Source organism: Streptomyces rectiverticillatus (assembly GCF_013394065.1).
GTDB lineage: Bacteria > Actinomycetota > Actinomycetes > Streptomycetales > Streptomycetaceae > Streptomyces > Streptomyces rectiverticillatus.
In genome coordinates this window covers 2685342-2709858 of record NZ_CP040752.1, presented here as the reverse complement: position 1 = coordinate 2709858, position 24517 = coordinate 2685342, and the positions used below count along the sequence as shown (strand labels likewise).

General features: G+C 74.2%; 21 protein-coding genes and 2 tRNA genes. 8 read left to right on the top strand and 15 right to left on the bottom strand.

The features are described from left to right. Positions 1 to 14: 14 nt before the first annotated feature. Entirely contained in the window at positions 15 to 1103 is a 1089-nt protein-coding gene (locus tag FGW37_RS11615; RefSeq protein ID WP_179080996.1) for an LLM class flavin-dependent oxidoreductase, read from the top strand. A 30-nt stretch (positions 1104 to 1133) separates the two neighbouring features. On the opposite strand, the gene FGW37_RS11610 is transcribed toward FGW37_RS11615, so the two are convergent. After that, a complete protein-coding gene (locus tag FGW37_RS11610) occupies positions 1134 to 2942 on the bottom strand; it encodes a putative bifunctional diguanylate cyclase/phosphodiesterase (protein ID WP_179080995.1) in 1809 nt (602 codons plus the stop codon). 335 nt (positions 2943 to 3277) lie between these two features. On the opposite strand from FGW37_RS11610, the gene FGW37_RS11605 reads away from it, so the two are divergent. Beyond that, positions 3278 to 4522: a M6 family metalloprotease domain-containing protein gene (locus FGW37_RS11605; protein WP_246430358.1), complete on the top strand. Its 1245-nt coding sequence runs from the start codon at positions 3278 to 3280 to the stop codon at positions 4520 to 4522. Between the two features lie 77 nt (positions 4523 to 4599). On the opposite strand, the gene FGW37_RS11600 is transcribed toward FGW37_RS11605, so the two are convergent. The 8 genes from FGW37_RS11600 to FGW37_RS11565 all read right to left on the bottom strand — a co-directional run bounded on the left by FGW37_RS11600 (position 4600) and on the right by FGW37_RS11565 (position 11799). Continuing rightward, a tRNA-Lys gene (locus tag FGW37_RS11600) sits at positions 4600 to 4673 on the bottom strand. A 103-nt stretch (positions 4674 to 4776) separates the two neighbouring features. Next, positions 4777 to 5397: a bifunctional DNA primase/polymerase gene (locus tag FGW37_RS11595; RefSeq protein ID WP_246430357.1), complete on the bottom strand. Its 621-nt coding sequence runs from the start codon at positions 5395 to 5397 to the stop codon at positions 4777 to 4779. A 252-nt stretch (positions 5398 to 5649) separates the two neighbouring features. Beyond that, a complete protein-coding gene (locus FGW37_RS11590; protein WP_179080994.1) occupies positions 5650 to 6018 on the bottom strand; it encodes a hypothetical protein in 369 nt (122 codons plus the stop codon). A gap of 114 nt (positions 6019 to 6132) precedes the next feature. Next, on the bottom strand, positions 6133 to 7521 hold the full coding sequence (locus FGW37_RS11585; protein ID WP_179080993.1) for a GH1 family beta-glucosidase: 1389 nt from the start codon (positions 7519 to 7521) through the stop codon (positions 6133 to 6135). A 54-nt stretch (positions 7522 to 7575) separates the two neighbouring features. Beyond that, on the bottom strand, positions 7576 to 8538 hold the full coding sequence (locus FGW37_RS11580; protein ID WP_179080992.1) for a carbohydrate ABC transporter permease: 963 nt from the start codon (positions 8536 to 8538) through the stop codon (positions 7576 to 7578). A gap of 9 nt (positions 8539 to 8547) precedes the next feature. After that, positions 8548 to 9537, bottom strand: a complete 990-nt coding sequence (locus FGW37_RS11575; protein WP_179080991.1) for a carbohydrate ABC transporter permease — start codon at positions 9535 to 9537, stop codon at positions 8548 to 8550. Further along, positions 9534 to 10856: an ABC transporter substrate-binding protein gene (locus FGW37_RS11570; RefSeq protein ID WP_246430356.1), complete on the bottom strand. Its 1323-nt coding sequence runs from the start codon at positions 10854 to 10856 to the stop codon at positions 9534 to 9536. Before FGW37_RS11570 ends, FGW37_RS11575 begins: the two co-directional genes overlap by 4 nt. Positions 10857 to 11205: 349 nt before the next feature. Beyond that, the gene (locus FGW37_RS11565; protein WP_179080990.1) at positions 11206 to 11799 is read right to left on the bottom strand and encodes a histidine phosphatase family protein; all 594 of its coding nucleotides are present in this window, start codon (positions 11797 to 11799) and stop codon (positions 11206 to 11208) included. A 332-nt stretch (positions 11800 to 12131) separates the two neighbouring features. Between FGW37_RS11565 and FGW37_RS11560 the strand changes: the two genes are divergently transcribed. Genes FGW37_RS11560 through FGW37_RS11545 form a run of 4 tightly spaced genes read left to right on the top strand, consistent with a single transcriptional unit; the run spans position 12132 to position 17275 of the window. After that, entirely contained in the window at positions 12132 to 13136 is a 1005-nt protein-coding gene (locus FGW37_RS11560) for a phosphatase PAP2 family protein (RefSeq protein WP_179080989.1), read from the top strand. Continuing rightward, on the top strand, positions 13060 to 14358 hold the full coding sequence (locus FGW37_RS11555) for a hypothetical protein (RefSeq protein WP_179080988.1): 1299 nt from the start codon (positions 13060 to 13062) through the stop codon (positions 14356 to 14358). The genes FGW37_RS11560 and FGW37_RS11555 overlap by 77 nt, the downstream gene beginning before the upstream one ends. Further along, on the top strand, positions 14349 to 15890 hold the full coding sequence (locus FGW37_RS11550) for a hypothetical protein (protein WP_179080987.1): 1542 nt from the start codon (positions 14349 to 14351) through the stop codon (positions 15888 to 15890). The genes FGW37_RS11555 and FGW37_RS11550 overlap by 10 nt, the downstream gene beginning before the upstream one ends. Next, positions 15887 to 17275, top strand: a complete 1389-nt coding sequence (locus FGW37_RS11545) for an AAA domain-containing protein (RefSeq protein ID WP_425506513.1) — start codon at positions 15887 to 15889, stop codon at positions 17273 to 17275. Before FGW37_RS11550 ends, FGW37_RS11545 begins: the two co-directional genes overlap by 4 nt. A 52-nt stretch (positions 17276 to 17327) precedes the next feature. Here the strand turns inward: FGW37_RS11545 and FGW37_RS11540 are convergent, their stop codons facing one another. After that, complete coding sequence (locus tag FGW37_RS11540; RefSeq protein ID WP_179080986.1) at positions 17328 to 18197, bottom strand: spermidine synthase; 870 nt, start codon at positions 18195 to 18197, stop codon at positions 17328 to 17330. 31 nt (positions 18198 to 18228) lie between these two features. Continuing rightward, positions 18229 to 18675, bottom strand: a complete 447-nt coding sequence (locus FGW37_RS11535; RefSeq protein WP_229898863.1) for a hypothetical protein — start codon at positions 18673 to 18675, stop codon at positions 18229 to 18231. 277 nt (positions 18676 to 18952) lie between these two features. Between FGW37_RS11535 and FGW37_RS11530 the strand changes: the two genes are divergently transcribed. Further along, on the top strand, positions 18953 to 20362 hold the full coding sequence (locus FGW37_RS11530; protein ID WP_246430355.1) for an NsdA family TPR-like regulatory protein: 1410 nt from the start codon (positions 18953 to 18955) through the stop codon (positions 20360 to 20362). A gap of 101 nt (positions 20363 to 20463) precedes the next feature. On the opposite strand, the gene FGW37_RS11525 is transcribed toward FGW37_RS11530, so the two are convergent. The 4 genes from FGW37_RS11525 to FGW37_RS11510 form a co-directional block, all read right to left on the bottom strand. Further along, a tRNA-His gene (locus FGW37_RS11525) sits at positions 20464 to 20536 on the bottom strand. A gap of 98 nt (positions 20537 to 20634) precedes the next feature. Beyond that, positions 20635 to 21243, bottom strand: a complete 609-nt coding sequence (orn, locus tag FGW37_RS11520) for an oligoribonuclease (protein WP_179080985.1) — start codon at positions 21241 to 21243, stop codon at positions 20635 to 20637. Between the two features lie 5 nt (positions 21244 to 21248). After that, positions 21249 to 22610: a helix-turn-helix domain-containing protein gene (locus FGW37_RS11515; protein WP_179080984.1), complete on the bottom strand. Its 1362-nt coding sequence runs from the start codon at positions 22608 to 22610 to the stop codon at positions 21249 to 21251. Between the two features lie 368 nt (positions 22611 to 22978). Further along, complete coding sequence (locus FGW37_RS11510) at positions 22979 to 23311, bottom strand: hypothetical protein (RefSeq protein ID WP_179080983.1); 333 nt, start codon at positions 23309 to 23311, stop codon at positions 22979 to 22981. Between the two features lie 379 nt (positions 23312 to 23690). On the opposite strand from FGW37_RS11510, the gene FGW37_RS11505 reads away from it, so the two are divergent. Next, entirely contained in the window at positions 23691 to 24212 is a 522-nt protein-coding gene (locus tag FGW37_RS11505) for a universal stress protein (protein ID WP_058044349.1), read from the top strand. The last annotated feature ends 305 nt before the right edge of the window (positions 24213 to 24517 follow it).

Genomic DNA, 24517 nt, shown 5'->3' with positions numbered 1-24517 from the left:
GAAGGCGGAGCACCGTGCCCGACGCACAGGACGACTTCATCCGGGGGCAGGCCCTGGGCAGCGCCCCCGTTCCCCTGTCCGTACTGGACCTGGCGACCGTCGGCGCCGGACGGACCGCCCGGCAGGCCCTCACCACCACCGTCGAGCTGGCCCGCCTGGCCGAGCGCCGCGGCTACCACCGCTTCTGGGTCTCCGAGCACCACTCGATGCCCGCCATCGCGAGCTCCTCCCCGGCCGTCGTCCTCGCCCACCTCGCGGCCCGTACCGAGCGCATCCGCCTCGGGTCGGGCGGGGTGATGCTCCCCAACCACGCGCCGCTGGTGATAGCCGAGCAGTTCGGCACCCTGGAGGCCTTCGCTCCCGGGCGCGTGGACCTCGGCCTCGGGCGCGCCCCGGGCACGGACGGCGCCACCGCCGCCGCGCTGCGCCGCACCGACCGGCTGAGCGAGGGCGCGGACGAGTTCCCGCAGCAGCTGGCCGAGCTCATCCGCTTCCTCGACGACGACTTCCCCGACGGCCACCGCTACGCCGGGATCCACGCCGTGCCCGGCCCGGTCCAGGGCCGCGTGCCCGGCGGGGTGCAGCGCGCCGACCGCCCCTCGGTCTGGCTGCTCGGCTCCTCCGGCTTCAGCGCGCGGCTCGCGGGCGCGCTGGGCCTGCCCTTCTCCTTCGCGCACCACTTCTCCTCCGGCAGCACGGTGGCCGCGCTGGAGCTCTACCGCGAGTGCTTCCGCCCCTCCTCGGTCCTCGACCGCCCGTACGCCAAGATCGGCGTGCAGGCGTTCGCGGCGGAGGACGCGGGGGAGGCCCGCCGCCAGGTGCTCACCGGTGCGCTGTCGATGCTGCGGGTGCGCACGGGGCGGCCGGGGCTGGTCCCGACGCCGGAGGAGGCGGCGTCGTACGACTTCAGCCCGGCGGAGCGGGAGTTCGTCGACAGCCGGATCGCCAATGTGGTGCACGGTACGCCCGAGGCGGTCCGGGAGGGGCTGAACCACCTGGTGAAGACGACCGGCGTCGACGAACTGATGATCACTACGAATGCGCACGGCGCCGAGGCGCGCCTGCGCAGCTATGAGCTGATCGCGGACGTGTACGGCATGTGACGCGCGGGGCTCCGGCCCGGCCCGGCGGGGCTACGGCCGCACCCCCGTCGTCAGCAGGGAGGAGATCGAGTCCGCCGGCACGGGGCGGGAGTAGAACCAGCCCTGCCCCGTGTCGCAGCCGATCCGCCCCAGCCGCTCCGCCTGCTCCGCGCTCTCCACGCACTCCGCCGTCACGGTGATCCCCAGCCGGTGCGCGAGCTGGACGAGGGCCTCGACGATCGTCTCGTCCGCGGGGTTCGGCGGCTCCCCGGAGCGGAAGCCCCGGACGAAGGAGCCGTCGAGCTTGAGCGTGGAGACCGGCAGCCGGCTGAGGTAGGCGAGGTTGGAGTAGCCCGTGCCGAAGTCGTCGATGGCGATGGCCACGCCCATGTCGCTGAGCTGGCGCAGCTGCTGCAGCGGCCGGCCGGCCGAGCCCATCACCGCCGACTCGGTGAGCTCCAGCTGCAGCAGCCGGGCCGGCAGCCCCGTCTCGGCGAGGATCGCCGCCACGTCGGAGACCAGGTCGGAGTCCCACACCTGGCGCACCGCGACGTTGACGCTGACGACGATCGGCTCCGCGGGGTGGGCGAGCTGCCAGCGCCGTGCCTGGCGGCAGGCCGTCGCGAGCACCCAGCGGCCCAGGGGGACGATCGCGCCGGTCTCCTCGGCGAGGCCGATGAACCGATTCGGCGCGAGCATCCCGAACTGCGGGTGACGCCAGCGGACCAGCGCCTCCACCCCCCGGACGACCCCGTCCCCCAGGCCCACCAACGGCTGGTACTGCAGGACGAATTCGCCGCGCTCGACCGCGGGCCGCAGCGTGCTGGACAGGGCCTGGCGGGTCATCCGGTGGGCGTTGCGCTCGGGGTCGAAGAGCGTCCAGCGGGCCTTGCCGTCGGCCTTCGCCCAGTACAGCGTGGTGTCGGCGGCCTGCATCAGCTCGGTGGCGTGGGTGCCGGCCGCGGGGCGCTCCACGACGCCGATGCTCGCCGAGACCGACAGCCGCTGCCCGGCCACCTCGAACGGCCGCTGGAGCCCGTCCTGGATGCAGTCGGCGAGCTCGACGAGCTGTTCGGTGCCCTCGGACTCCTCCACCAGCAGCGCGAACTCATCGCCCCCGAGCCGGGCGACGAGGTGCCCGCCGGGGGCCGCGCACTCGCTCAGCCGCCGGGCCACCGCGCCCAGCAGCCGGTCCCCGGCCCGGTGGCCGAGGGTGTCGTTGATGGCCTTGAAGCCGTCGAGGTCCAGATAGCAGACCCCGATCCGGCCCTGTCCGCCCCGTGCGGCGGAGGCCGATGCCAGCGCGGCGGTCAGCCGCTCGAAGAACAGGCTGCGGTTGGGCAGCCGGGTGACGGGGTCGTGCATCCGCAGGTGCCGCAGCCGGGCGCGCAGGTCGCGCCGGTCGCTGATGTCGGCGACGGACAGCAGGGTGTCGCAGCTGTCGGGCAGCGGGGTGACGATCACTTCGGCCCACACCCCCTGGCCGCCGGTGTGCTTCAGCCGCCGGGTGCAGTGCAGCCGCTCGCGGCGGCCGAGCAGCACTTCGCGGTACGCGCTCCAGGTGCGCGAGTCCTCGCGCAGGCCGGTGAACTCGGCGGCCGGGGCGTCGGCGAGCCGGGCCGGGTCGGTGCCCAGCAGCGCCCCGAGCGCGTGGTTGGCGGTGCGCACCAGACCGTCGCGGCCCACCACGGCCATGGCGAGCTGCGCGGCATTGAACGCGGCACGAAAATCACTGGATTCATTACGTTGCGTGACGACTGTAGGCGTTGGGCAGGGCGCGCCGCCCTGGCCATCGAGGGTTCCGCTCACCGCTCGCTCCCGCAAGGCATTCGTTCCGCACTGGTTTCGTATGGGTCTCATGGATCTCGTACGCGTGTCCGAACGAGCGGCGGGAGGCCGTCCGCCCGGGGTATCCGTGCTGGAAATGTGGCGATCATAGAGCTCGCGGGAGGACCGTTCCAGCGGCCCTTCCGCGAGAGGCCGGGCCGCGGCCCCCGGGGTGTCCACTTCTGCACGACCGTGCGCGCTCGTGCCTGAGGCTGTTGTGCCACACCATCTCGATTGACCATCAGTGACTGAGTGTGATGTACCCAGAAGTCGGCCTAGTCACTCGACCGGAGCAGCGGAATAGGGCATACCACCATAAATCCACCGAGGGTGGATGAGGTGTCCCGAATCCGTCCCGGGAGGTCGACGTGGTGCGTCCGCAGACACCCATGGGAGTGGACCGGCCGCGGCCGCTGCGCCGCGTCGGGGCCGTCCTCACCGTCCTGTGCGCCATCGCGGCGACCACCCTCGTCGCCGTCCCCGCCCAGGCCGTGGGGCCCGGCGGGCCCTGCGCGCTCCCGCGCAGCCAGGCCCACCACTCCGAAGGGCTCGACAGCTGGAACCCCGCCTACCCACGGCCCGTCGGGCGGCTCGACGCCGTCATGATCTTCCTGTCCTTCCCGGACTCCAGGCCCGCGGTGTCCCCGGAGAAGCTCGCGGCCGACCACTTCCCCGCCACCAGCCGCTTCTTCGAGCGGGCCTCCTACGGGAGGTTCTCCCTGCGCGCCCACCCGGTGAAGCGGTGGGTCAGGATGCCCCGGTCCGCCACCTCGTACCGCATACAGCGCGACTGGGAGGGCGACCGGCGCTCCGACTACCTGCGCGACGCCGTCGCCGCCGCCGACCCCGGCGTGGACTTCAGCCGCTACGACCTCGTCTACCTCGTCGCCGACCCCGACGCCCCGGGCGTCGACTCCGACGCCACCAAGGTCGTCAACCTCGACCGGCCTCTGCAGGCCGACGGCGCACAGCTGCGCCGCATCGTCACCGTCTTCGAGCACCACCCGCCCGACCGCAACGTCCTTGCCCACGAAACCGGGCACGTCCTGGACCTGCCCGACCTCTACCACCGGCCCACCGACGGCAAGGGCGACTGGGACACCCACGTCGGCGACTGGGACCTCATGGGAAGCCAGTTCGGGCTCGCCTCCGACCCGTTCGGCTGGCACAAGTGGAAGCTCGGCTGGCTCACGCCGGCCCAGGTCGCCTGCGCCCGCGGCCCCAGCGGCGCCCTCTACACCCTCCAGCCGCTGGAGACGCCGATGCAGGTAGGCGGTGACCAGCGCACCCGCATGATCGTGATCCGTACGGGCACCACCACGGCCCTCGTCGTGGAGGCGCGCTCGGCCTCCGGCAACGACAGCGGCGCCTGCACCGAGGGCGTCCTCGTCTACCGGGTGCACAGCGACACCGCCTCGGGCAGCGGGCCGGTCCAGGTGCTCGACGGACACCCGGGCCACCAGGCCTGCTGGGGCGAGTCCGTCTACCCGCCGCTGGCCGACGCGCCGCTGGGCGTGGGAGAGTCCCTGTCCTCGGAGACCGACGGGGTGCGCGTGACCGTACGGGGGAGGACGGCCGGCGGGTCGTGGACCGTCGGGGTGACCCGGGCGTGAGGCGCACGTCGGCCGCGTACATGGGGCGTGCACACGACGAAGGCCCTCACCTGACGGTGAGGGCCTTCGACTGTCTGTGCGCCGCCAGGGACTCGAACCCCGGACCCGCTGATTAAGAGTCAGCTGCTCTAACCAACTGAGCTAGCGGCGCCTGCTGACAGAGAAGACTCTAGCACCCTGATCGGGTGGAACGAAAATCCGGATGTTTCAGCGGGCTGCGAGGGTGCTCGTGCAGGTCAGCGGGGTGGTCCCGGTCACAGGGCGGGCTCGGGGGCGGCCTGGGCGGGGAGGCCGGCCGACGACGAGCCGGCCGTCGCGCGGGCCACCCGCACACAGGCCCACAGCAGCGCCTCGGCGTCCGGCAGCCACGGGTGGCGCACCTCGGGGGCGACCACCCAGCGCGAGACGGGCGGCGCGGGCTCCTCCGGGCCGGACGGGTAGAGCGGCGGGACGGTCACGGTGTCGCCCGTGCCGTGGCACAGCAGCGGCGGCATCGCGCGGGCCCACTCCTCCCAGCCGAGCAGCGCGGGCAGGCGCTGGGCCGTGCCGGGGGCCGCGAACAGCTGCAGCCGGCCGCGCTGGGCGGCGACCGGCCCGGAGCCCGGGCCCTTCTCCCATAACCGGTCCAGCACCCGGCGGCCGAACAGGTCGGGGGCGCTGACCACGTCGAAGGCGACGCCGCAGGGCAGCACGACCGGATTGGCCGGGCAGTCGATCCACAGGGCGTGCACGCTGCGGGGGAAGCGGCTGGCCGAGGCGAGCCAGTCCGCCCCGGCGAGGGTGACGTGGGCGGAGCGGGGCAGCCCGGAGGGGGTACCGGGAGCGCCGCGGCGCAGGGAGGACGGATCGCGCGGGTCGTACTGCCGAGAGGTCATGGCGCCCATGCTGGGCGGTGCGGCGGCCGGGGCATCCGGTAGTTGCGGAAGTCGGGACAGGGCGGGGTGCGGTGCGCTATTTTTCGCGCCGCATATGCCAACGGCCCATGGTCGGTGCCATGGGCCGTTCCGGTCCCCGCCGGGTCGCCGCTGGTGGCCGGGGCACGCAGGGGGTTCGCCGGGGTGCGCCGGGGCCGTCCGGGGCGCGCGGTGCCGCGGGGCCGGGGTGCGGCGCGCGTCACGGCACGCGGCTCACTCTCCGGTCCGGCCGCCGCGCAGCAGGTCCCGGCCGAACTCGACCATCTTCTTCGCGTAGTCCTCGCTCCACTCCGCGCGCTCGGCGATCACGGCCGTGGACAGCCGGTCGAACCGACGGGGGTCGGCGAGCTGCGCCGCCGCCACCGCCTGGAACTCGGTCGCCCGGTCGGCCGCGGCGCGGAACGCCAGCGCGAGCTCCGTGGAGCGCGCGAGCAGCTCGCGGGGGTCCTCGATCGACTCCAGGTCGAAGAAGTGCTCGGGGTCGGCGACCGCCTCCGGGGGCTCGAAGAGCAGCTGCGCGGGCTTCAGGCGGCGCGGTCGCTCGGTCGGGCCCGCGTCGGGAGCCGACTGCGGCTCGGACATGTACATACCTCCAGGATCGTCTGCACCGCCATCCATTGTCCTGCGCGACGCAAGGGCGCCCCCGGCGGCCGCGGGCCGGATGCGCTACCGGTCGGTAGGGCGGCTTGGTGCCGCTCAGTACGGCGGCAGCTGGCCGGTCCGGGCCACCTGGGAGTACCAGCGGGCACTGGATTTGGGCGTGCGGACCTGGGTGGCGTAGTCGACGTGGACCGCGCCGAAGCGCTTGCTGTAGCCGTAGGCCCACTCGAAGTTGTCGAGCAGTGACCAGAGGAAGTAGCCGCGCACGTCGGCCCCGTCGGCGATCGCCCGCCGGACGGCGTCGAGGTGGGCGTGCAGGTAGGCGATGCGCTCCGGGTCGTGCACCGTGCCGTCGCCACCGGGCTTGTCGTCGTAGGCCGCGCCGTTCTCGGTGACCACCAGGGGCAGGCCGGGGACCTCCTCGGCGAAGCGGACCAGCAGGTCGTACAGGCCCGTGGGGTCGACGGACCAGTCCATGGCGGTGCGCTTGCCGGGCGGGCGGTGGAAGGCGACGCCCGTGGCCGCGGGGAACGGCGAGGGCTCCAGGGCCTCGCCGGGCAGGCTGCCCACCGTGGCGGCCGCCACCACGGTGGGCGTGTAGTAATTGATGCCCAGCGAGTCGAGCGGGTGCTTGATGACCGCCGGGTCGCCGTCGTGCACGAACGACCAGTCCGTGATCGCCGCCGTGTCGGCGAGCAGGTCCTCGGGGTAGGCGCCGTGCAGCATGGGGCCCGTGAAGATGCGGGTGGCCAGGGCGTCGATGCGCCGCTGGGCGTCGACGTCCTGCGGGGCGCCGGTGAAGGCGCGGACGACGCCGGGGTTGAGGGTGACCGACACCTGCCCGTGGGAGGGCAGGGCCGCGCGCAGGGCCTGGGCGCCCAGGCCGTGGGCCAGGTTCAGGTGGTGGGCGGCGCGCAGGGCCGCGAGGTCGTCGGTGCGGCCGGGGGCGTGCACCCCGGAGCCGTAGCCGAGGAAGGCGCTGCACCAGGGCTCGTTGAGCGTGGTCCACATCTCGACGCGGTCGCCGAGGGCCTCGGCGACGAGGTGGGCGTAGTCCGCGAAGCGGTGGGCGGTGCCGCGCTCGGGCCAGCCGCCGGCCGACTCCAGATCCTGCGGCAGGTCCCAGTGGTAGAGGGTCAGCACGGGGCGGATGCCGTGGTCGAGGAGGTCGTCGACGAGGGCGCGGTAGAAGTCCAGGCCCGGCTGGTTGGCGTGGCCGCGGCCGGTGGGCTGCACGCGCGGCCATGAGACGGAGAAGCGGTACGCGCCGATGCCGAGGTCCGCCATCAGCCGGACGTCGTCCGCGCGGCGGTGGTAGTGGTCGGTGGCCGTGTCGCCGGTGTCGCCGCCGAGGGTCTTGCCGGGGGTGTGGGAGAAGGTGTCCCAGATGGAGGGCGTGCGGCCGTCCTCGCGGGGCGCGCCCTCGATCTGGTACGCCGCGGTCGCGGTGCCCCAGAGGAAGCCGGGCGGGAAGTTCACGGTCATCGGGTCTCCCGGGAGGTGGGGGCGTGGAGGGGGAGCGGCGCGGGGCCTGCGGGGTCAGCCCTTGACGGCGCCCCGCATGATGCCGCCGACGATCTGTTTGCCGAAGAGGGTGAAGGCGAGCAGCAGCGGCAGGGTGCCCAGCAGCGCGCCGGCCATGATCACGGACTGGTCGGGGACGTAGCCGCGGCCGAGCCCGGTGAGGGCCACCTGCACCGTCGGGTTCTCCTGGGTCAGCGCGATGATCGGCCAGAAGAAGTCGTTCCAGGCCTGGACGAAGGAGAGCATCGCCAGCACGGCCATCGCGGGCCGGGCGACGGGGAAGACGACGTGCCAGATGACGCGCAGGCTGCTGGCCCCGTCGACGCGCGCCGCCTCGACCAGCTCATGGGGGAGCGCCTCCAGCAGGTACTGGCGCATGAAGAAGACCCCGAAGGCGCTGACGAGCGTGGGCAGGATCACCGACTGCAGCTGGTCGGTCCACTTGAGCTCGGCGATGACCATGAACAGGGGGACGACGCTGAGCTGCGGCGGCACCATCATCGTGCCGACCGTCAGGAGCAGCAGTGCGCCGCTGAAGCGGAACTTCAGCCTGGCGAAGGCGAAGCCGGCGACGGTGCAGAAGACCACCGTGCCCAGCGCGACGGTGCCCGCGACGAACAGGGTGTTGAGCAGGGCCAGGCCCATGTTGGCCTCGGTCCAGGCGGTGCCGGCGTTCTCGGCGAGCCGGGTGCCGAACCAGAAGGGCGGCGGCGTCCTGGCGAGGCGGGCGTTGTCCCGGGAGGCGGTGACCGCCGTCCAGACGAGCGGGAAGAGCGAGCCGGCGGTGAAGAGCGACAGCACCGCGTACGTGAGGGGGCCGCCGTGCAGGTGCCGGCCCGCGCGGGTGCGGGCGGCGCCGGCTGCGCGCCGGTGCGGCAGCCGGGGGAGGCGGGGCCTGCGCAGGCCCGCCCTGCGGGACCGGGCCCGCTGGGGCCCGGGGCCGTCGGGCCTCGGTCGTCCGGTCGTCGTGATCGTCACGGCAGTTCCTCAGTGGCTCTTCCGCAGCCGCCGCGCGATGAGCATGTTGACCGCGGCGATCAGCAACAGGATCAGGAACATCGTCCAGGCGACGGCGGAGGCGCGCCCGAGGTGGAAGTTGAACCAGCCCTGTTCGTAGAGGTAGAGGCCGAGGGTCTGGAACTGGTGCGAGGCCCCGCCCTTCTGGCCGCCCGCCCCGCCGAAGAGCAGGGGCTCGCCGAAGAGCTGGGTGGCGCCGATGGTGGAGACGACGACGGTGAACAGGATGGTCGGGCGCAGGGCGGGCACGGTGACGTAGCGGAACTGCTGCCGGCGGGAGGCCCCGTCCAGCGCCGCCGACTCGTACAGCTCGTCGGGGACGGCCTGCATGGCGGCCAGGTAGATCAGGGCGTTGTAGCCCGTCCACCGCCAGATGACGATCGAGGAGACCGCGAACTGGGAGGTCCAGGTGCCGTTCTGCCAGTCGACGGGGCCGATGCCGAGGACGCCCAGGGCCCAGTTGACCATGCCGTAGTCGCGTCCGTAGAGGAGGACGAAGACGAGGGTGGCGGCGGCGACGGAGGTGGCGTACGGGGTGAGGAGGGCGACCCGCCAGAAGGTGGCGGCGCGCAGCCGGTAGTGCAGGAGGTGGGCGAGGCCGAGCGCCATCAGCAGCTGCGGGACGGTGGAGATCACGCCGATGGTGAAGGTGTTGCGCAGGGCGTGCCAGAAGAAGGCGTCGTCCAGCAGGCGGGTGTAGTTGTGCAGGCCCACCCACTCCATGTGGTCCGGCGCGGCCAGCTCGACCCGGTGCAGCGAGGCCCACCCGGTGTAGAGGAGGGGGAAGAGGCCGAAGGCGCCGAAGAAGAGGAAGAACGGCGCGATGAAGGCGTAGGGGCTGTAGCGGACGTCCCAGCGGTAGAGGCGGCTGCGCCACGGGCCCGGGCGGGCGCCGTGCGTGCCGGGCGGGCGCGGGACGGGGGCCTCGGCCCCCTCGACGGTCCCGGCCGTGGCCGTCATGCGTCCACCGCGTTCTCGATCTCCTTCTGCGCCGCCTTCCAGCCGGCCTCCGGGGACTTGCCCTGCTGCTCGACCTGGGGGATGCCGACGTCGGTGAAGGCGGTGCCGATCTGTGCCTCCTTCGGGCCGATGACCAGCGTCGGGACGGCGCGGGCCGCGTCCGAGAAGATCCGGCCGACGGGGGCGCCGCCGAAGTAGGGGTTGCGGGCGTCCCGGACGAGCGGCATCGCGTAGGAGGCGGGGGTGGAGGGGATGCTGGCCTGCCGGCCGAAGAGCTTGGCCTGCTGCTCGGGGGCGGTGAGCCAGACGGCAAGGGCGGTGGCCGCGGCCCGGTGCCGGGCGGCCCTGGGCACGGTGATGAAGGAGCCGCCCCAGTTGGCGGGGCGGGGAGCGGGGGCGATGTCCCACTTGTTCCTGCCGGCGGCGCCCGCCTTCTCCTTGATGTAGCCGAGCATCCAGGGCGGGCAGGCGACGGAGGCGAAGCGGCCGTTGGCGTAGGCCTGGTCCCAGGGCTTCTCGAACTGCTTGAGCCGGGCGGTCAGCCCGCCCCGGGCGGCCTGCATGGCCAGGTCCCAGGACTCCTTGACGGCGGGGCTGGTGCGGTAGACCGGCCGGCCGCCGCGGTCGTAGTAGCGCTCGGCGTGGGCGTGGACGGAGGCGTTGTAGAGGCCGGCGGCCGAGTCGGTGAAGACCGTGCCGGCCGGGGCGTGCGCCTTGTACCGCTTGCCGGTCTCGATGTACTTCTGCCAGTCGCCCGCCCAGAGCCTGCCGACGCTCTCGCGGTCGGTGGGCAGCCCGGCCCGGGCGAAGAGGTCCTTGCGGTAGCAGACGGCGATGGGGCCGATGTCGGTGCCGAGGCCGATGGTGCGGCCGGTGCGGGTGGTGGCCTGCTCCCACTTCCAGGACAGCCAGTTACTCCGGCGGACGCCCTCGGCGCGGGAGAGGTCGACGAAGCGGTCGGCCTGGGTGGTGACGATCTCGTTGATGTTGCCGGTCTCGACGGCCTGGATGTCGGCGAGGCCGCCGCCGGCCGCGAGGTGGGTGAGGAGCTGCGGGTAGTAGGCGTCGTTCCGCTCGATCACGCTCTCTTTGATCGTGACGTCGGGGTGCAGCCGCTCGTACTCGGCGTAGAGGCCCGCCTGCTTGTAGCCGAAGACGCCGAAGGTGCCGACGGTGACCGTGGTGCTCCGCCCGCCGGCGGCGCTCCCGCCGTCCTCGCCGGTCCCGGCGTCCTCGGCGCAGGCGGCGAAGAGGAGCGCCGCGAGGGCGGTGGCGGCGATGCCGGCGGCCGCCTCGCGGCGCCGTGAGGCGCGCCTCACGGCTGCGGGGCGAGCGCCCGGCGACGGTGCCGGCCGGGCCGGGACGGCCCGGGGGACGCCCCGGGCACGGGGTGCCGGAGCGGGGCCGGGCCCCGTGCGCCGCGCCCGGCGGGCCCGGGGAGGTCCATGCCCTGCGCAGGGCGCCCGGGGGTGCCCGTGTCCGTCACGCTGCCGGGTGCCATCGCTCACGCCCTTCGCTGTCGGCGGCACGGCCCCGCTCCGCGAAGCTGTGCCGTGTCCCCTTCCGGCATCCGATCATTCCCTCGGATGAGGCGATCGTCGCTCCGGCCGCGCCCTCCTCACCCGTAGGAGGGAGCTCGCGCGGGGGCGCCCGGGCCGGGCGGGGGCGTCAGCCGAGGTGGCCGGTGTCGTTCCAGCGTTCGAGCGCCGGGGCGTCGTAGGCCCAGCCGAGGATGGACAGCGAGGTGGGGTCGAGGCGGATGCGGGCCGCGAAGGAGGCGTCGAGGCCGAGCCAGCGGGCGCCGATGGTGCGCAGGATGTGGCCGTGGGCGAAGATCAGCACGTCGCGGTCGGCGGAGCGGGCCCACTCGACGACCTCGTCGGCGCGGGCGCTGACCTCCGCGAGGGTCTCGCCCTCGGGGACGCCGTCGCGCCAGATCAGCCAGCCGGGACGCTGCGCCTTGATCTCGGCGGGGGTCATCCCCTCGTAGGCGCCGTAGTCCCACTCCATCAGTGCGTCCCAGGCGGTCGCCCGGTCGCCGAAGCCGGCCAGCTCGCAGGTCTCGTGGGCGCGCAGCAGGGGGCTGGTGCGGACCTCGACGTCCGGCAGGCCGTCCCAGGGAGCGCGGTGCAGCCGCTCGCCCAGCAGCTTGGCGCCGCGCCGGCCCTCATCGAGGAGCGGGATGTCCGTGCGGCCGGTGTGCTTGCCGGACAGCGACCACTCGGTCTGTCCGTGCCGGGCCAGCAGGATCCGCGGTGCCATGGAGCGCCCCTCACAGTCTTCGTCTTCGGTGATTTTGCCAACAGAACTCATCACAGATCACCGCACTGTCCCCGTATTTCAAAAGGACAACGACAGAAACGATCTGCTTGCCCTCCATCATCGCTCACCCGGCCGACGCGTTCCTCACACCGGTCACAGGCAACCCCGGTGTCAATCGAGACGTCTCCTCCCCCGCACACCTGTCGGCACGGCAGAACAGCGGGCGAACTCGGCGTTTCCTTCAAGTCGCGGGGCGGTGTGCGACTCATGCGACGTACACCGTACGGTTGCATGCGCGCTTGTTGGCCGTCTGACATATGGAGAGCGTCCGGATGTACCGCACCGCACCACTTCGGAAGCGGCCGCGCTGGTGGACCGAACTGCCGCTGATCGCCGTGGTGTACGCGCTGTACTCCGCCGGCCGGCTGCTGGTCCGCGGCAGCGTGCAGCCCGCCGTCGACCACGGACTGGCGATTCTCGATCTTGAGAAATCGTTTCGAATAAACTTCGAGCACCCGCTGAACCGGCTGTTCACCGACCACCCGGCGCTCGGCATACCCGCCGACTTCGCCTACGCCTCCCTGCACTATCTGCTCACCCCGGCGATCCTGATCTGGCTCTTCAAGCGGCGACCGGCCGAATACCGCCTCCAGCGCAGCTGGCTGATGATCTCCACCCTCATCGGCCTCATAGGTTTCACCCTGCTGCCCACCTGCCCGCCCCGCCTGCTCGACAGCGGGTACGGATTCGTCGACACCATGGCCCAGTACGCCTCCTACGGCTGGTGGGGCGGCGACGCCAGCGCCCCCCGCGGCCTCGGCGGCATGACCAACCAGTACGCCGCGATGCCGAGCCTCCACGTCGGCTGGGCCCTGTGGTGCGGCGTCGTCCTCTGGCGCCAGGGCCGCACCGCCTGGGCGAAGGCCGCGGGCGTCGTCTACCCGCTCGCCATCACCCTCGTCGTGATGGGCACCGCCAACCACTACTTCCTCGACGCCGTCGCGGGCGCCGCCGTCATGGTCGCCGGCCTGCTGCTGGCCAAGCCCGCGCTGCGTCTCGTGGACCTGCTCAAGAGCCGCCTGACCGTCAAGAGCCCCCTGACCGGCGCGGGACGCGGCGAAACCGCCGGGACGCCCGCGAATGTCAGTGGCGGGTGCGAGACTTCGGCGGGTACAGCGCTTCCCCGGGCCGCGGCCTCCGGCACCGCCGCCGGAGACGGCCGTCCGGGAGCGCCGCAGCGACCTCACGAGGCGGACGCCAGTGACCACATCCCCCGACAGCCGGCCGGCACCGCCGGCGACAGCCGCACCGGCGGCGCTGCGGCAGCGGCTCGCTGAACTGCGCGGGCCGGGCCGCCCGCCCCGCCCGCTCGACGCCCGCGCCCTCGCGGCCCTCGCCGCCAACCCCGGCTGCCGGCGCCGCGTCCTGCTCGACGGCGCTGGCATCGACAAGGGCGCCCTGGCCGCGGCGCTCGGCTCGCCGGCCGCCTTCGGGCAGTCGCAGTTCGCGATCGTGCGCGGCCACTCCTTCGAGGCCCGCGCCAAGGCCGACGGCGGTACGGAGCTCGTCCGCCTGCTCCACGAGCGCCTGCGCGACGGCACCCCGGCCCCTGCCCCCGGCTCCGTCGACGTCCCCGACCTCACCGCCGGCGGCCCCGAAGGCCGCACCGCCCGTACGGCGCTCGCCCTGCGCGAGGCCACGGCCGCCGGCCGCTGGGCGCTCCTCGACCACCCCCTGCTCGCCCTCCCGGTGTCCGGCACCCCCGCCTTCCTGGAGCCCGACGCCGTGGTCGTCCACCCCGACGGGTCGTGGACGGTCGTCGAGATCAAGTCCTTCCCGGTGATCGACGGCGCGGCCGACCCCGGCAAGGCCGGCGCCGCGGCCCGGCAGGCCGCCGTCTACGTCCTGGCCCTGGAGGAGCTCGCGGCCCGCACCGACGGCGGCGACACCGCGCGCGTGCGCCACGAGATCCTGCTCGTCTGCCCCAAGGACTTCGCCAACGTCCCCGTCGCCGAGCTCGTCGACGTCCGCAAGCCGCGCGCCACCACCCGCCGCCAGCTCGCCCGGCTCGCCCGCGTCGAGGACATCGCCGCGGCACTGCCCGCCGGCACCACCTTCGACCTCCGCCCGGCCGACGACGGCCGGACGGCCACCCGGCCCGCCGCAGAGCTCGCCGCCGCCGTGGAAGCGGTCGACGCCGCCTACGCACCGGAGTGCCTGGCCGCCTGCGAGCTGGCCTTCCACTGCCGCGCCCGGGCCCGCTCCGAAGGCGCCGTCGCCGCCCTGGGCCGCGGGCTCCGCGGCGAGCTGGGCGGCCTGACCACCGTGGAGTCCGTGCTCGCCGCGGCGCTCGACGGGACGGCGGGCGGGGCGGCCGCCGGCGGTCACGCGCTCCCCGGCGCCCCGGCGGAGGCCGCCGCCGACCCGGCCGCAGCCGACCCCACCGTCCTCGCGCTGCGCCGCGCCGCCGCCCTCCGCGCGGAGGCCCTCGCCCTCGCCCCGGCGCCCGTCCCCGCGCCCGCCCCTGCCCTCGCCGGAACGGAGGCCGCATGTCGCTGATCACCACGCTCGCCCGGATGGAGGCCGTGCGGGACGGCCGGGCCCGGCCCCTCACCACCGTGCGCCACCGGCATCTGGCGGAGCGGCCGCTGGTGTTCGTCCCGCTGACCACCGCCGGTGAGGCGGGCGCCCCGCTCGGCGCACTCGTGGGCACCGACCGGGAGCGCCCCCGCCTCCTGGCCGTGCCGCAGCCGCGCGACCGCGACCTGCGCTCCGCCTTCCTCGCCGAGCTGGCCGAGGAGATGCTGCCGTACATCGAGGGGTTCGCCGAGGACGTCACCCCGCAGGAGCGCAAGGAGACCGACCCGCAGACGGGCAAGAAGGTGACGGTCCAGGCCGAGCTGTGCGCGGGTGCGCCGCAGCTGCTGGTGCCGAGCGCCGCAGGCGTCGCCTACGTCCGGCTGCTGGGGCGCTCCATGCGCTTCCGCCGCACGGCCGAGCAGGATCCCGAGACGCCCCACCCCGCCCCGCCGCGCGTCCCGCTGCTGGGCCGCTGGCTGACGCACTTCGGCGAGCGCGCCCGCGTCCCCGGCTCGTCGCTGCTCCTGCCGGTGACGCAGCTCCTCGCCCGCCACTGGGCCACCGGCCAGAGCACCCTGGAGGACCAGCACCTGGGCGCCCTGCTCGCCTGGATCGACCCCCCGGCCGGGCTGACGGGCGCGGAGGCGGCGCTGCGCGCCGAGCTCGCGCGGGACGCCGTGGGGCAGCTGCTCCACCCGCCCGCGGGCCCGGCCACCGACCCCGCCTTCGACAACAAGCTCCTCGCCCCGGCGACCGCCCGCTTCGACGCGGGCCTGCCCGGCGCCGAACAGGAGCTCCGCGAGCTGCTGGAATCGCAGCTGCGCCCCACGTGGGAGGCGGTCTGGCGCGGCGTCGACCTGCTGCGCGCCCTGCCCGAGGGGGAGCGGGTCGGCGAGCGCTGGAAGCGCGACCGCTGGTCCTACACCGCGCACCGGGACCGCGTACGGGCCGGCGAGCCCCCGCAGCCCCGGCGGGACGACGCGGTGACGGCCGCCCGCAAGCTCGCGGCGCGGGAGAGCGCCCAGGCGCAGCTGGACGCACAGGAGGCGCTGGACGATCCGCTGGTGATGGCCGAGCGGCGGCTGGCGGGCGAGGCGTTCGCGGGGGAGGTCACCGACGTGGTGATGGAGTACTCGGAGGCGAAGGTGCCGCGGCCCAGGCCGCTGGTCACGCTGCGCACGGACGACAGCCCGTTCCTGTCCGGCGGGGTGAAGGTGCACCGCGCCCTGCCGGGCGGCAAGTCCCAGCCTGCCGAGTTCGCCGGTCACGTGCCCGGCGAGCCGGGTGCGCTGACGGTGCGTCTGACCGGCGGCATGGGGCGCGGCAAGGTGCCCGAGCCCGGCTCGGTGCCGGAGAAGGGCGACCGCCTCTGCTGGACGCTCTTCGAGCACGCCCCGCGCGGCGGCCCCGAGCTGCCCGACCCCGACCGCACGCCCTGGACGCACGGCGGCCCGCCCGGCGAGCCGGCGGCCGAGCTGCCCGACCCGGTGACCACGGAGGACCTGCTGTGAGGACGTTCACGGTGCCCACGGAGGGCGCGCTGCCGCCGCAGCGCGGCGCCGCCGCGGATCCGGGCGCGGCCGCCGAGGCGGTCACGCGCCGGATCCTGCACGACACGCTGCACAGCCCCGAGCGCGGCGTCGTCGTCGACTCCCCGCCGGGCGCGGGCAAGTCGACGCTCGTCGTCCGCGCCGCGCGGGAGCTGGCCGCGGCGGGCCGCCCGCTGATGATCGTCGCCCAGACCAACGCCCAGGTGGACGACCTGGTGCTGCGGCTGGCCGCCAAGGACCCCGAGCTGCCGGTCGGGCGGCTGCACAGCAGCGACGCGAGCCCCTACGACCGGGCGCTCGACGCCCTGCCCTCGGTGCTCACGTCCGCGAAGGCGGCCGAGCTGGCGGGGCTTCCGGTCGTGGTGTCCACGGCCGCGAAGTGGGCGCACACCAAGGTCGCCGAGCCGTGGGGCCACGCGATCGTGGACGAGGCCTACCAGATGCGGTCGGACGCCCTGCTGGCCGTGGCCGGGCTCTTCGAACGGGCGCTGTTCGTGGGCGACCCGGGCCAGCTGGACCCGTTCAGCGTGGTGGGGGCCGACGGCGTCGCGCAGTGGGCCGGCCTCTCGTACGACCCCTCGGCGAGCGCGGTGAGCACGCTGCTCGCCCACAACCCCGGCCTGCCGCAGCACCGGCTGCCGGTCTCCTGGCGGCTGCCCGCCTCCGCCGCGCCCCTGGTGTCGGCCGCCTTCTATCCGTACACGCCCTTCCGCAGCGGCACGGACCACGGCGACCGGCGGCTGACCTTCGGCGTGGCGTCGGACGGCTCCGGCCCGGACCGGGTGCTGGACGAGGCGGCCGTCTCGGGCTGGGGCCTGCTGGAGCTGCCGGCCCGTCACACGCCGCGCACCGACCCGGAGGCCGTGGGCGCGGTGGCGCACGTGGTCCGGCGGCTGCTGGAGCGCGGCGGGGTGACCGTCAGCGAGGCGGCGCCCGATCCGGTGCCGCTGACGGCCGCCCGGATAGCGGTCGGCACCGCCCACCGCGACCAGGCCGCGGCGGTCCGGACGGCGCTCGCCGGCCTGGGCGTGCAGGACGTCACGGTGGACACGGCGAACCGGCTGCAGGGCCGCGAGTTCGACGTCACGGTCATGCTGCACCCGCTGTCGGGCCGCCCCGACGCGACGGCCTTCCACCTGGAGACGGGCCGCCTGTGCGTCCTCGCCTCCCGCCACCGGCACGCGTGCATCGTGGTGTGCCGCGCCGGCGTGGACCGCCTGCTGGACGAACACCCGTCGACGGAGCCGGTGCAGCTGGGGGTCACGGTGAAGTTCCCTGACGGGTGGGAGGCCATGATGGCGACGTGGGACCACTGGTCGGAGCATCGGGTGTCTTGGCGGCCTTGATCGGCGCCCGGCGCCCGGCGTCGCGTGGACGACGTGAGTCCGGGGCCGGCGGTCAGTCGAATACGGACGGTGGCGGTTCCGGCGACGGCTTGGCGGCCGCGTCCGTGACCGGTGTCGCGCCGCCCGTGAAGTCGGCCAGCGCCCGGCCGTGTTCGACGCGTCCCTGGTGCGGGTCGGAGGCGGCCCGGCGGGTCAGTTCGGCGATCGGCAGTGCGTGGTCGGAGGCGAGCAGTACGGCGTTGCCGAAGCGGCGGCCGCGCAGGACCGCCGGGTCGGCGGTCAGGCAGAGCTCGGGGAAGACGGTGCCCACGGTCGCGATCTGGGACTTCACATAGGCGAGCGGCGGGCCGTCCGCGAGGTTCGCGGCGTAGAAGCCGCCGGGCCGCAGGGCCCGCCGCACCTCGCCGGCGAATTCGGTGCTGGTCAGATGCGCGGGGGTGCGGGCGCCGGCGAACACGTCGGCGATGATCAGATCGGCCCACCCGTCCGGCACCCTGGCCAGTCCCTCGCGGGCGTCGCCGCTGCGCACCCGGATCCGCCAGCCGCTGTCGAGGGGCAGCTCGCGCCGTACGAACTGGACGAGCGGGGCGTCGATCTCCACGATCTGCTGGGTGGAGCGCGGCCGGGTCGCGGCCACGTACCGGGCGAGGGTGAAGGCGCCGCCGCCCAGGTGGAGGGCGTGGACGGGCTTGCCGGGCGGTGCCACGAGATCGGCCAGGTGGCCGAGCCTGCGCTGGTAGGCGAAGTCCAGGTAGGAGGGGTCGTCGAGGTCGACGTGGGACTGGGGCGCGCCGTCGATCAGGAGGGTGAAGCCGCGGGGGCGGTCGCGGTCGGGCACGAGCTCGGCGAGCCCGCCCGCGACCTGCTCGGTGACCGCTTCGGCGGCGCGGCCGCGCCCTTGCTTCTTCTTGACCTTGCCCACCCGGCAAGTATCGCCCAGGGGCGGGGCCGGCCTAGCGGCAGCGGTCGACCGCGGCGATCGTCCGGGCGGCCTCGCCGAGGGCGTCGCGCAGGACCGCCGGGTCCGTGGCGGAGGAGAAGGCGGCCTCCGGGGCGACGAGCCAGCCGGCGCCGGTGAGGGGCTGCTCGTCGGGAACCACGCGCAGCCCCCGGCCGTGGGTCTGGGTGCAGGCGCTGCCCGGGACGTCCCAGGCGTCGGCGGTGCCGGGCGGCACCAGGAAGCCGAGGGTGTCGCACTCGCCGTCGTGCAGGACGGGGCCGACGCCGTCGCGCAGCCGGAGGATGTCGACCGCCTCCAGGCCCTGGCGGGCGGGGACGGTGACGAGGTCGCACGGGCCGGCATCGGGGCCGAGGCCCGGTGCCTGGGGTGCGCAGGGCGAAGGGCTGCGGTCCTGACGCGGCTGGTGCAGGGCCGTCGTCCGCGAGCTGCTGCTGTCCACTCCGGCCTCCACCAAGGGAAACCCCTCCTCCGCCGTGCCACTACGCTCCGCGTCGAGCGTGCTCGGAAGGTTCAACGCGCGAGGGGCGTCAACGGCAACGGGTACATGCCGTCACAAAGGATGGCAGTTCATGGCGGATCGCGGGTGAGATATCCGGTTTGTAGCCAAACGGGGGGCTGAATCCGGGGCCGAACGGGGGGAGCGGGGCCCCGATTGCCGGTACGGTCTTCTCCCGCCGAGCGCAGTCGGCGGAGTCACTCGCCAGAAGGGTGCGGCCATGGTGTCGTCCCACGCGTCCCCGTCCCCCCGCCCCGGGCCCGCCGAGCCGGTGGGTCCCGGCGGTCCGGACGGCAAGGGCAGCCGCCCGAACGCGGCCTTCAGACAGCTGCGGGGCGCGCTCTCGCCGGCCGAGTTCGCGGCGGCCGTACGGCGCGCCGCCCGCGAGATCGGCGAGCAGGTCTCGTGCGACGCGCGCTACATCGGCCGGGTCGAGTCGGGGGAGATCCGCTGCCCCAACTACGCCTACGAGCGGGTGTTCCGGCACATGTTCCCCGGCCGTGAACCGCAGGACATGGGCTTCGTCCCGCGCGAGGTGGTCCGCGGGCGGGGCGTGCGCGGCGTGCGCGGCGGGAATCGCACCGGGCAGCCCGAGGAGAGCAAGGAGAAGGAGAGCGACGTGTTGCGCCGCGCGTTCATGACCGGAGGCACGGCGGCCGCGGTGGCCGCGGCCTCCCTGGGCGCCGCCGTGCCCGCGGCGCCCGCCCCGCGCGGCCCGCGCCGCGCCGGCGAGGCCGAGGCGTCCGCTGTCGAGCAGGCCGTCCGCCGCATCCGGCTGCTGGACGACCGGCACGGCGGGGACGGCCTCTACCGGCGCTCCACCCGCCCGCTGCGGATCGCCTACGAGCTGCTCGACGCCGACACCCGCCGCCGGTCCGTCGCCGAGCGGCTGCAGTCGGGCGCGGGCGAACTCGCGCTCTCCGTCGGCTGGCTGGCCCACGACTCCGGCCGCTTCGCGGACGCCCGCTCCCACTACGCCGAGGCGCTCGCCACGGCCCGGGTGGCCGGGGACGCGGCGCTGGAGGCCCACGCCTTCTGCAACGCCGCCTTCCTCGCGCGGGACGCGGGCCGCCCGCGGGAGGCCGTGCGCGCGGCGCAGGCCGCGCAGGGCGCCGCGAAGGGGCTGGCCTCCCCGCGGCTGCTGTCCCTGCTGGCCCTGCGGGAGGCCGGCGGCTGGTCCGGGCTCGGCGACCGGGCCGCCTGCGAGGCCGCCCTGCTGCGGGCGCGCACGCTCTTCGGCCGCGGGCCGGGCGACGCCGACCCCGAGTGGATGAGCTTCTTCGGGGAGGCCGAGCTGGAGGGGCTGGAGGCCCAGTGCCGGTCGGCGCTCGGCGACTGGGCGCGGGCGGCGGAGCACGCGCGGCGCGCCGTCGTCCTCCAGGACCCCCACTTCGCCCGCAACATCGCCCTCTTCACCACGCAGCTCGCCGGTGATCTCGCCCGGGGCGGGGCGCCGGAGGAGGCGGCGGCCGCGGGGGAGCGCGCGCTGGACCTGCTGGCCGAGGTCCGCTCGACCCGGATCCGGACGATGCTCGCCGCCACGGCCCGGCTGCTCGGCCGCCACGGGGGCGAGCCGTCGGTGGCGGGGTTCCTGGAGCGGCACGCGGCGGAGCGGAAGGCCGCCGGCTGACACGCCGTACGAATCCCCGGACGGCCCAAGAGGCTCGCCGTACGAACCCGGAATACGACGAGGGCCCCGGTCCGCTTCCGCGGACCGGGGCCCTCTGTCAGGGTGAGTAACGGGACTTGAACCCGCGACATCCTGGACCACAACCAGGTGCTCTGCCAGCTGAGCTATACCCACCATGTCGTCCGGCGTGTTTCCCACCGGCCGAGAAGAAGTCTACAGGGTCTTCGGGGGTGCTCGCTCCCGGCTTTCGACCGAGCCGGGAGCGAGCTGTGTCACACCGCCTTGGCGGGAAGGACGTGCCTGGCCGCGATGGCCTTCGCCGTGTCGGAGTCCGGGCCGGGCTGCGGCACGAAGATCGCCTCGCGGTAGTAGCGGAGCTCGGCGATCGACTCGCGGATGTCGGCGAGGGCGCGGTGGTTGCCGCTCTTCTTCGGGCTGGAGAAGTAGGCCCGCGGATACCAGCGGCGGGCCAGCTCCTTCACCGACGACACGTCGACGATCCGGTAGTGCAGGTGGGACTCCAGGGCCGGCATGTCCCGCGCAAGGAATCCGCGGTCGGTGCCGACCGAGTTTCCGCACAGCGGGGCCTTGCCCGGCTCCGGGACGTGCTCGCGGACGTAGGCGAGGACCTGCTGCTCGGCGTCCTCGAGAGTGGTGCCCCGGTCCAGCTCCGCGAGCAGCCCGGAGGCCGTGTGCATCTGGCGCACCACCTCGGGCATGGTGACGAGGGCCTCGGCGGGCGGGCGGACGACAATGTCCACGCCGTCGCCGAGGATGTTCAGCTCCGAGTCGGTCACCAGGGCGGCCACCTCGATGAGCGCGTCGTCCGACAGCGAGAGCCCGGTCATCTCGCAGTCGATCCACACCATGCGATCGTTCATGCTCCTCACCCTACGGGGCGTTCCCGCTGGCCGGGCAGGCGTGGGGTGTAGAGGTCGGACTCCGGCTTGCCCGGGTCTGTGCCACTTATCCCATACCCACCGCTATGACCGCCCGGGTGGGCGCCGTGCGGGCCGTGGCCCTGGTGCCCTCCGTGCGAAGGCGGCGGACCGCCGAGCACGCCGCCGGCACCGGACGCGGCGTGCGCCGGGGCCATGGCCGCGCGCCGGAGCGCCATCACCGACGGCTCCCCGGTCCGCTGCTCGCCCAGCTCCGGCCGGTCGAACCGGTCCGGACGCTCCCGCTCCGGACGCCCCTCGCGCTCGGCCCGCTCGGGGCGGTCGGCCGAGTTCTGGGGACGGCGCGCGCGGTACGCGGCCCGGTAGGCGGCCGGGGAGGACCCCAGCTGCCGGCGGAAGTGGCCGCGCAGGGCCACCGGCGAGCGGAAGCCGCAGCGGCCGGCGACCTCGTCCACGGAGTAGTCGGAGGTCTCCAGCAGCCGCTGGGCCTGGAGCACCCGCTGAGTGATCAGCCACTGCAGGGGCGCGCTCCCGGTGAGCGAGCGGAACCGCCGGTCGAAGGTCCGGCGGGACATGTACGCACGGGCGGCGAGCGTCTCCACGTCGAACTGCTCGTGGAGGTGCTCCAGCGCCCAGGCGACGACCTCGGCGAGCGGGTCGGCGCCGATCTCCTCCGGTAAAGACCTGTCGAGGTAGCGCTCCTGTCCTCCGCTGCGGCGCGGCGGGACGACGAGCCGGCGGGCCAGGGCCCCCGCGGCATCGGCGCCGTGGTCGGTGCGGACGATGTGCAGGCACAGGTCGATGCCTGCCGCGGTGCCCGCGGACGTCAGTACGTCGCCGTCGTCCACGAAGAGCTCCCGCGGGTCCACATGGACCGACGGATAGCGCTTGGCGAGCGTGGGCGCGTACATCCAGTGGGTGGTCGCGGGCCTGCCGTCGAGCAGGCCCGCCGCGGCCAGTACGAAGGCCCCGGTGCACAGCCCGACGATGCGGGCGCCCTCCTCGTGGGCACGGCGCAGTGCGTCGAGTGCGGCGGTGGGCGGCGGCTGGGTGATCGACCGCCAGGCCGGTACGACGACGGTGCCGGCCCGGGAGAGCGCCTCCAGGCCGTACGGTGCGGTCAATTCAAGACCGCCGGTTGTTCGCAATGGCACATCCTCGCCCGCGCACACCAGCAAGCGGTAGCGAGGGACTCCGGCATCCTGTCGGTCGATGCCGAACACGGAGAGCGGAATGGAGCTTTCGAAGATGGGGCCGCCGCTGAATAGCAGCACTGCGACGATCTCCCGGCGGCGGCGTCCGGAGAGCTTGCGCGTGGTCTCCGGTACGGTCGTGGAGTCCTGGCTCATGGCGCTAAGCCCCCCTCGGCGGTCGAGTCCTCTCGGTCCTGCACGTTTCCCCTCGGTCCTGAACGGTTCCCCCGCCGGTCATGGCCAAGATCGAATCTACTGCGTCGAATGGAGACGCAGTGACCAGTTCACCACTCGGCTCTAAGTCGACATGGCAACTTGGCGCGAAGCGTTCGATCACGAAGCGTTGCACTTGCAGGCCTCGGTGAAAAGTACGCCTCTCGCCCATGCCCAATCCCCGTAGGGTGCAACCGCCCTCCGCGGTCCTTTCCTTGCTGGTCGACCGGCTGTTAGGGGCGTCTCAAGCCAAGGTATGGGGTTCGGACTGAAGTTGGCTGAAAAGTGGTGGGTCCGGGTGTGCGAAAGTGTCATTCTCCCGGCGCGGAGCCACCGGGGTGGCGTCCGCCGCGGTGCGCCCCCGTGCCCGTCCGGCCGTGCCGGCCGCGGTGCGGAATCGTCTGTTCCGCAAGGGCCCGGGCGGCGCTGCGCTCCGACTGGCGCAGCACGGCGCGGCAGGCGCAGGTGACGGCGACGAGCCCGGCCGCCGTGCCCGCGGCGCCGCCGAAGGACTGACCGCAGATCAGCAGGGTCACCGGGACGAGTACGCAGCTGAAGGCGGCCCAGCGGACCACGTCGCTCACCGGATCGGGGGAGTCCTGCGGCGGGGCGTCGGCGCGGGCGTGGTCACGGGTTCCGGGCACGGAGCGCTCCCTGCTGGCGGCGGGCTGGCGGTGGTACAACGCCGGGCCGGGGCCCTCGGTCACTGCGCCGAGCGCATCGGGAGTACACCCGGAGCACGGCGGGGGCATTGCGCTACGCGCCGCCCTCGTGCATGCTCCGGGGAACGCCCGCCCGCCACCCCACCCACCGGCGGCCCGGGCGGGCACCGCGTGCCACGCCCGTGCGACCCCGGGGCTCCGGGTCGGCGGTCGGCCTCTGGGCAGGCGGCGAGTGTCGCCGTACCCTGGTGGGTAAGTGATTGAAAAGATGAATCCCGGACGGATTTTGCCTCAAAGATCCGCGCCGGGGGAGCAACCGCCGATCTCCCTCCGCCCGAGGACACCCTTCGCCGAGATACCGATGGCCGGTCACGAATTCTCCGAACCTGCGGACCGCAAGCGGGTCGCCGATCACGCGGCGCACCCCGAAGCGGCGGAAGAAACACGCCATTCCTGCGATCCGGCGTTCCAGCACGGCGTCGTGGTGGGCTTCGACGGCTCCACGTCCAGCGAGCGGGCGCTTGCGTATGCAATCGGGATGGCGCGGCGCTCCGGCTCCGGCCTGATCATCGTGCATGTCGCCAACCGCCTGCCCACGACGGTCTGGGCGGGCTGCGAGCCCCCCGTCTTCGTGGACGTCCCCGACCACCGCACCGAGGTCCTCGGCCTGGAACTGGCCTGTGCGGACCATCTGTCGGAGGTGCCGTGGATCCTCGTCGAGCGCGGCGGGGACATCTGCCATGAACTGGAGGAGGTCGGCCGGGAGTACGCGGCCGATGCGATCGTCGTCGGTTCGACGCACGGCCTGGTCGGCAGGATCTTCGGTTCGGTGGCGGGCCGGCTGGCCCGGCGGGCCCAGCGGCCCGTCGTCGTAATTCCGTAGCCGACTTCCCCACCCTGCAGGGGTGATGACTCCTGCCCCTGACTTGACGGCCCGTGAATCTACCCGCGCGTAGGGGGTGGATCGCGCCGCTACCGCGGGTAGGAACCGCCCGGATGGCGTGCTGCCGTACGGGAGGTGACGGTTCCCGGAAGCGGCGGCATCCCCGCCGGCGCGAGGGCAATGGCCGGCGCAGGGGAAAGCGGCCTTCCCGCGCGCGTGGTGGCACGTGCGGGAAGGCCGTTTCTCTCGGACCTGTCGCGGACAGGTGCGGACAGGTACGAGAGGGCTTCGGGGGCCCGTCGCGG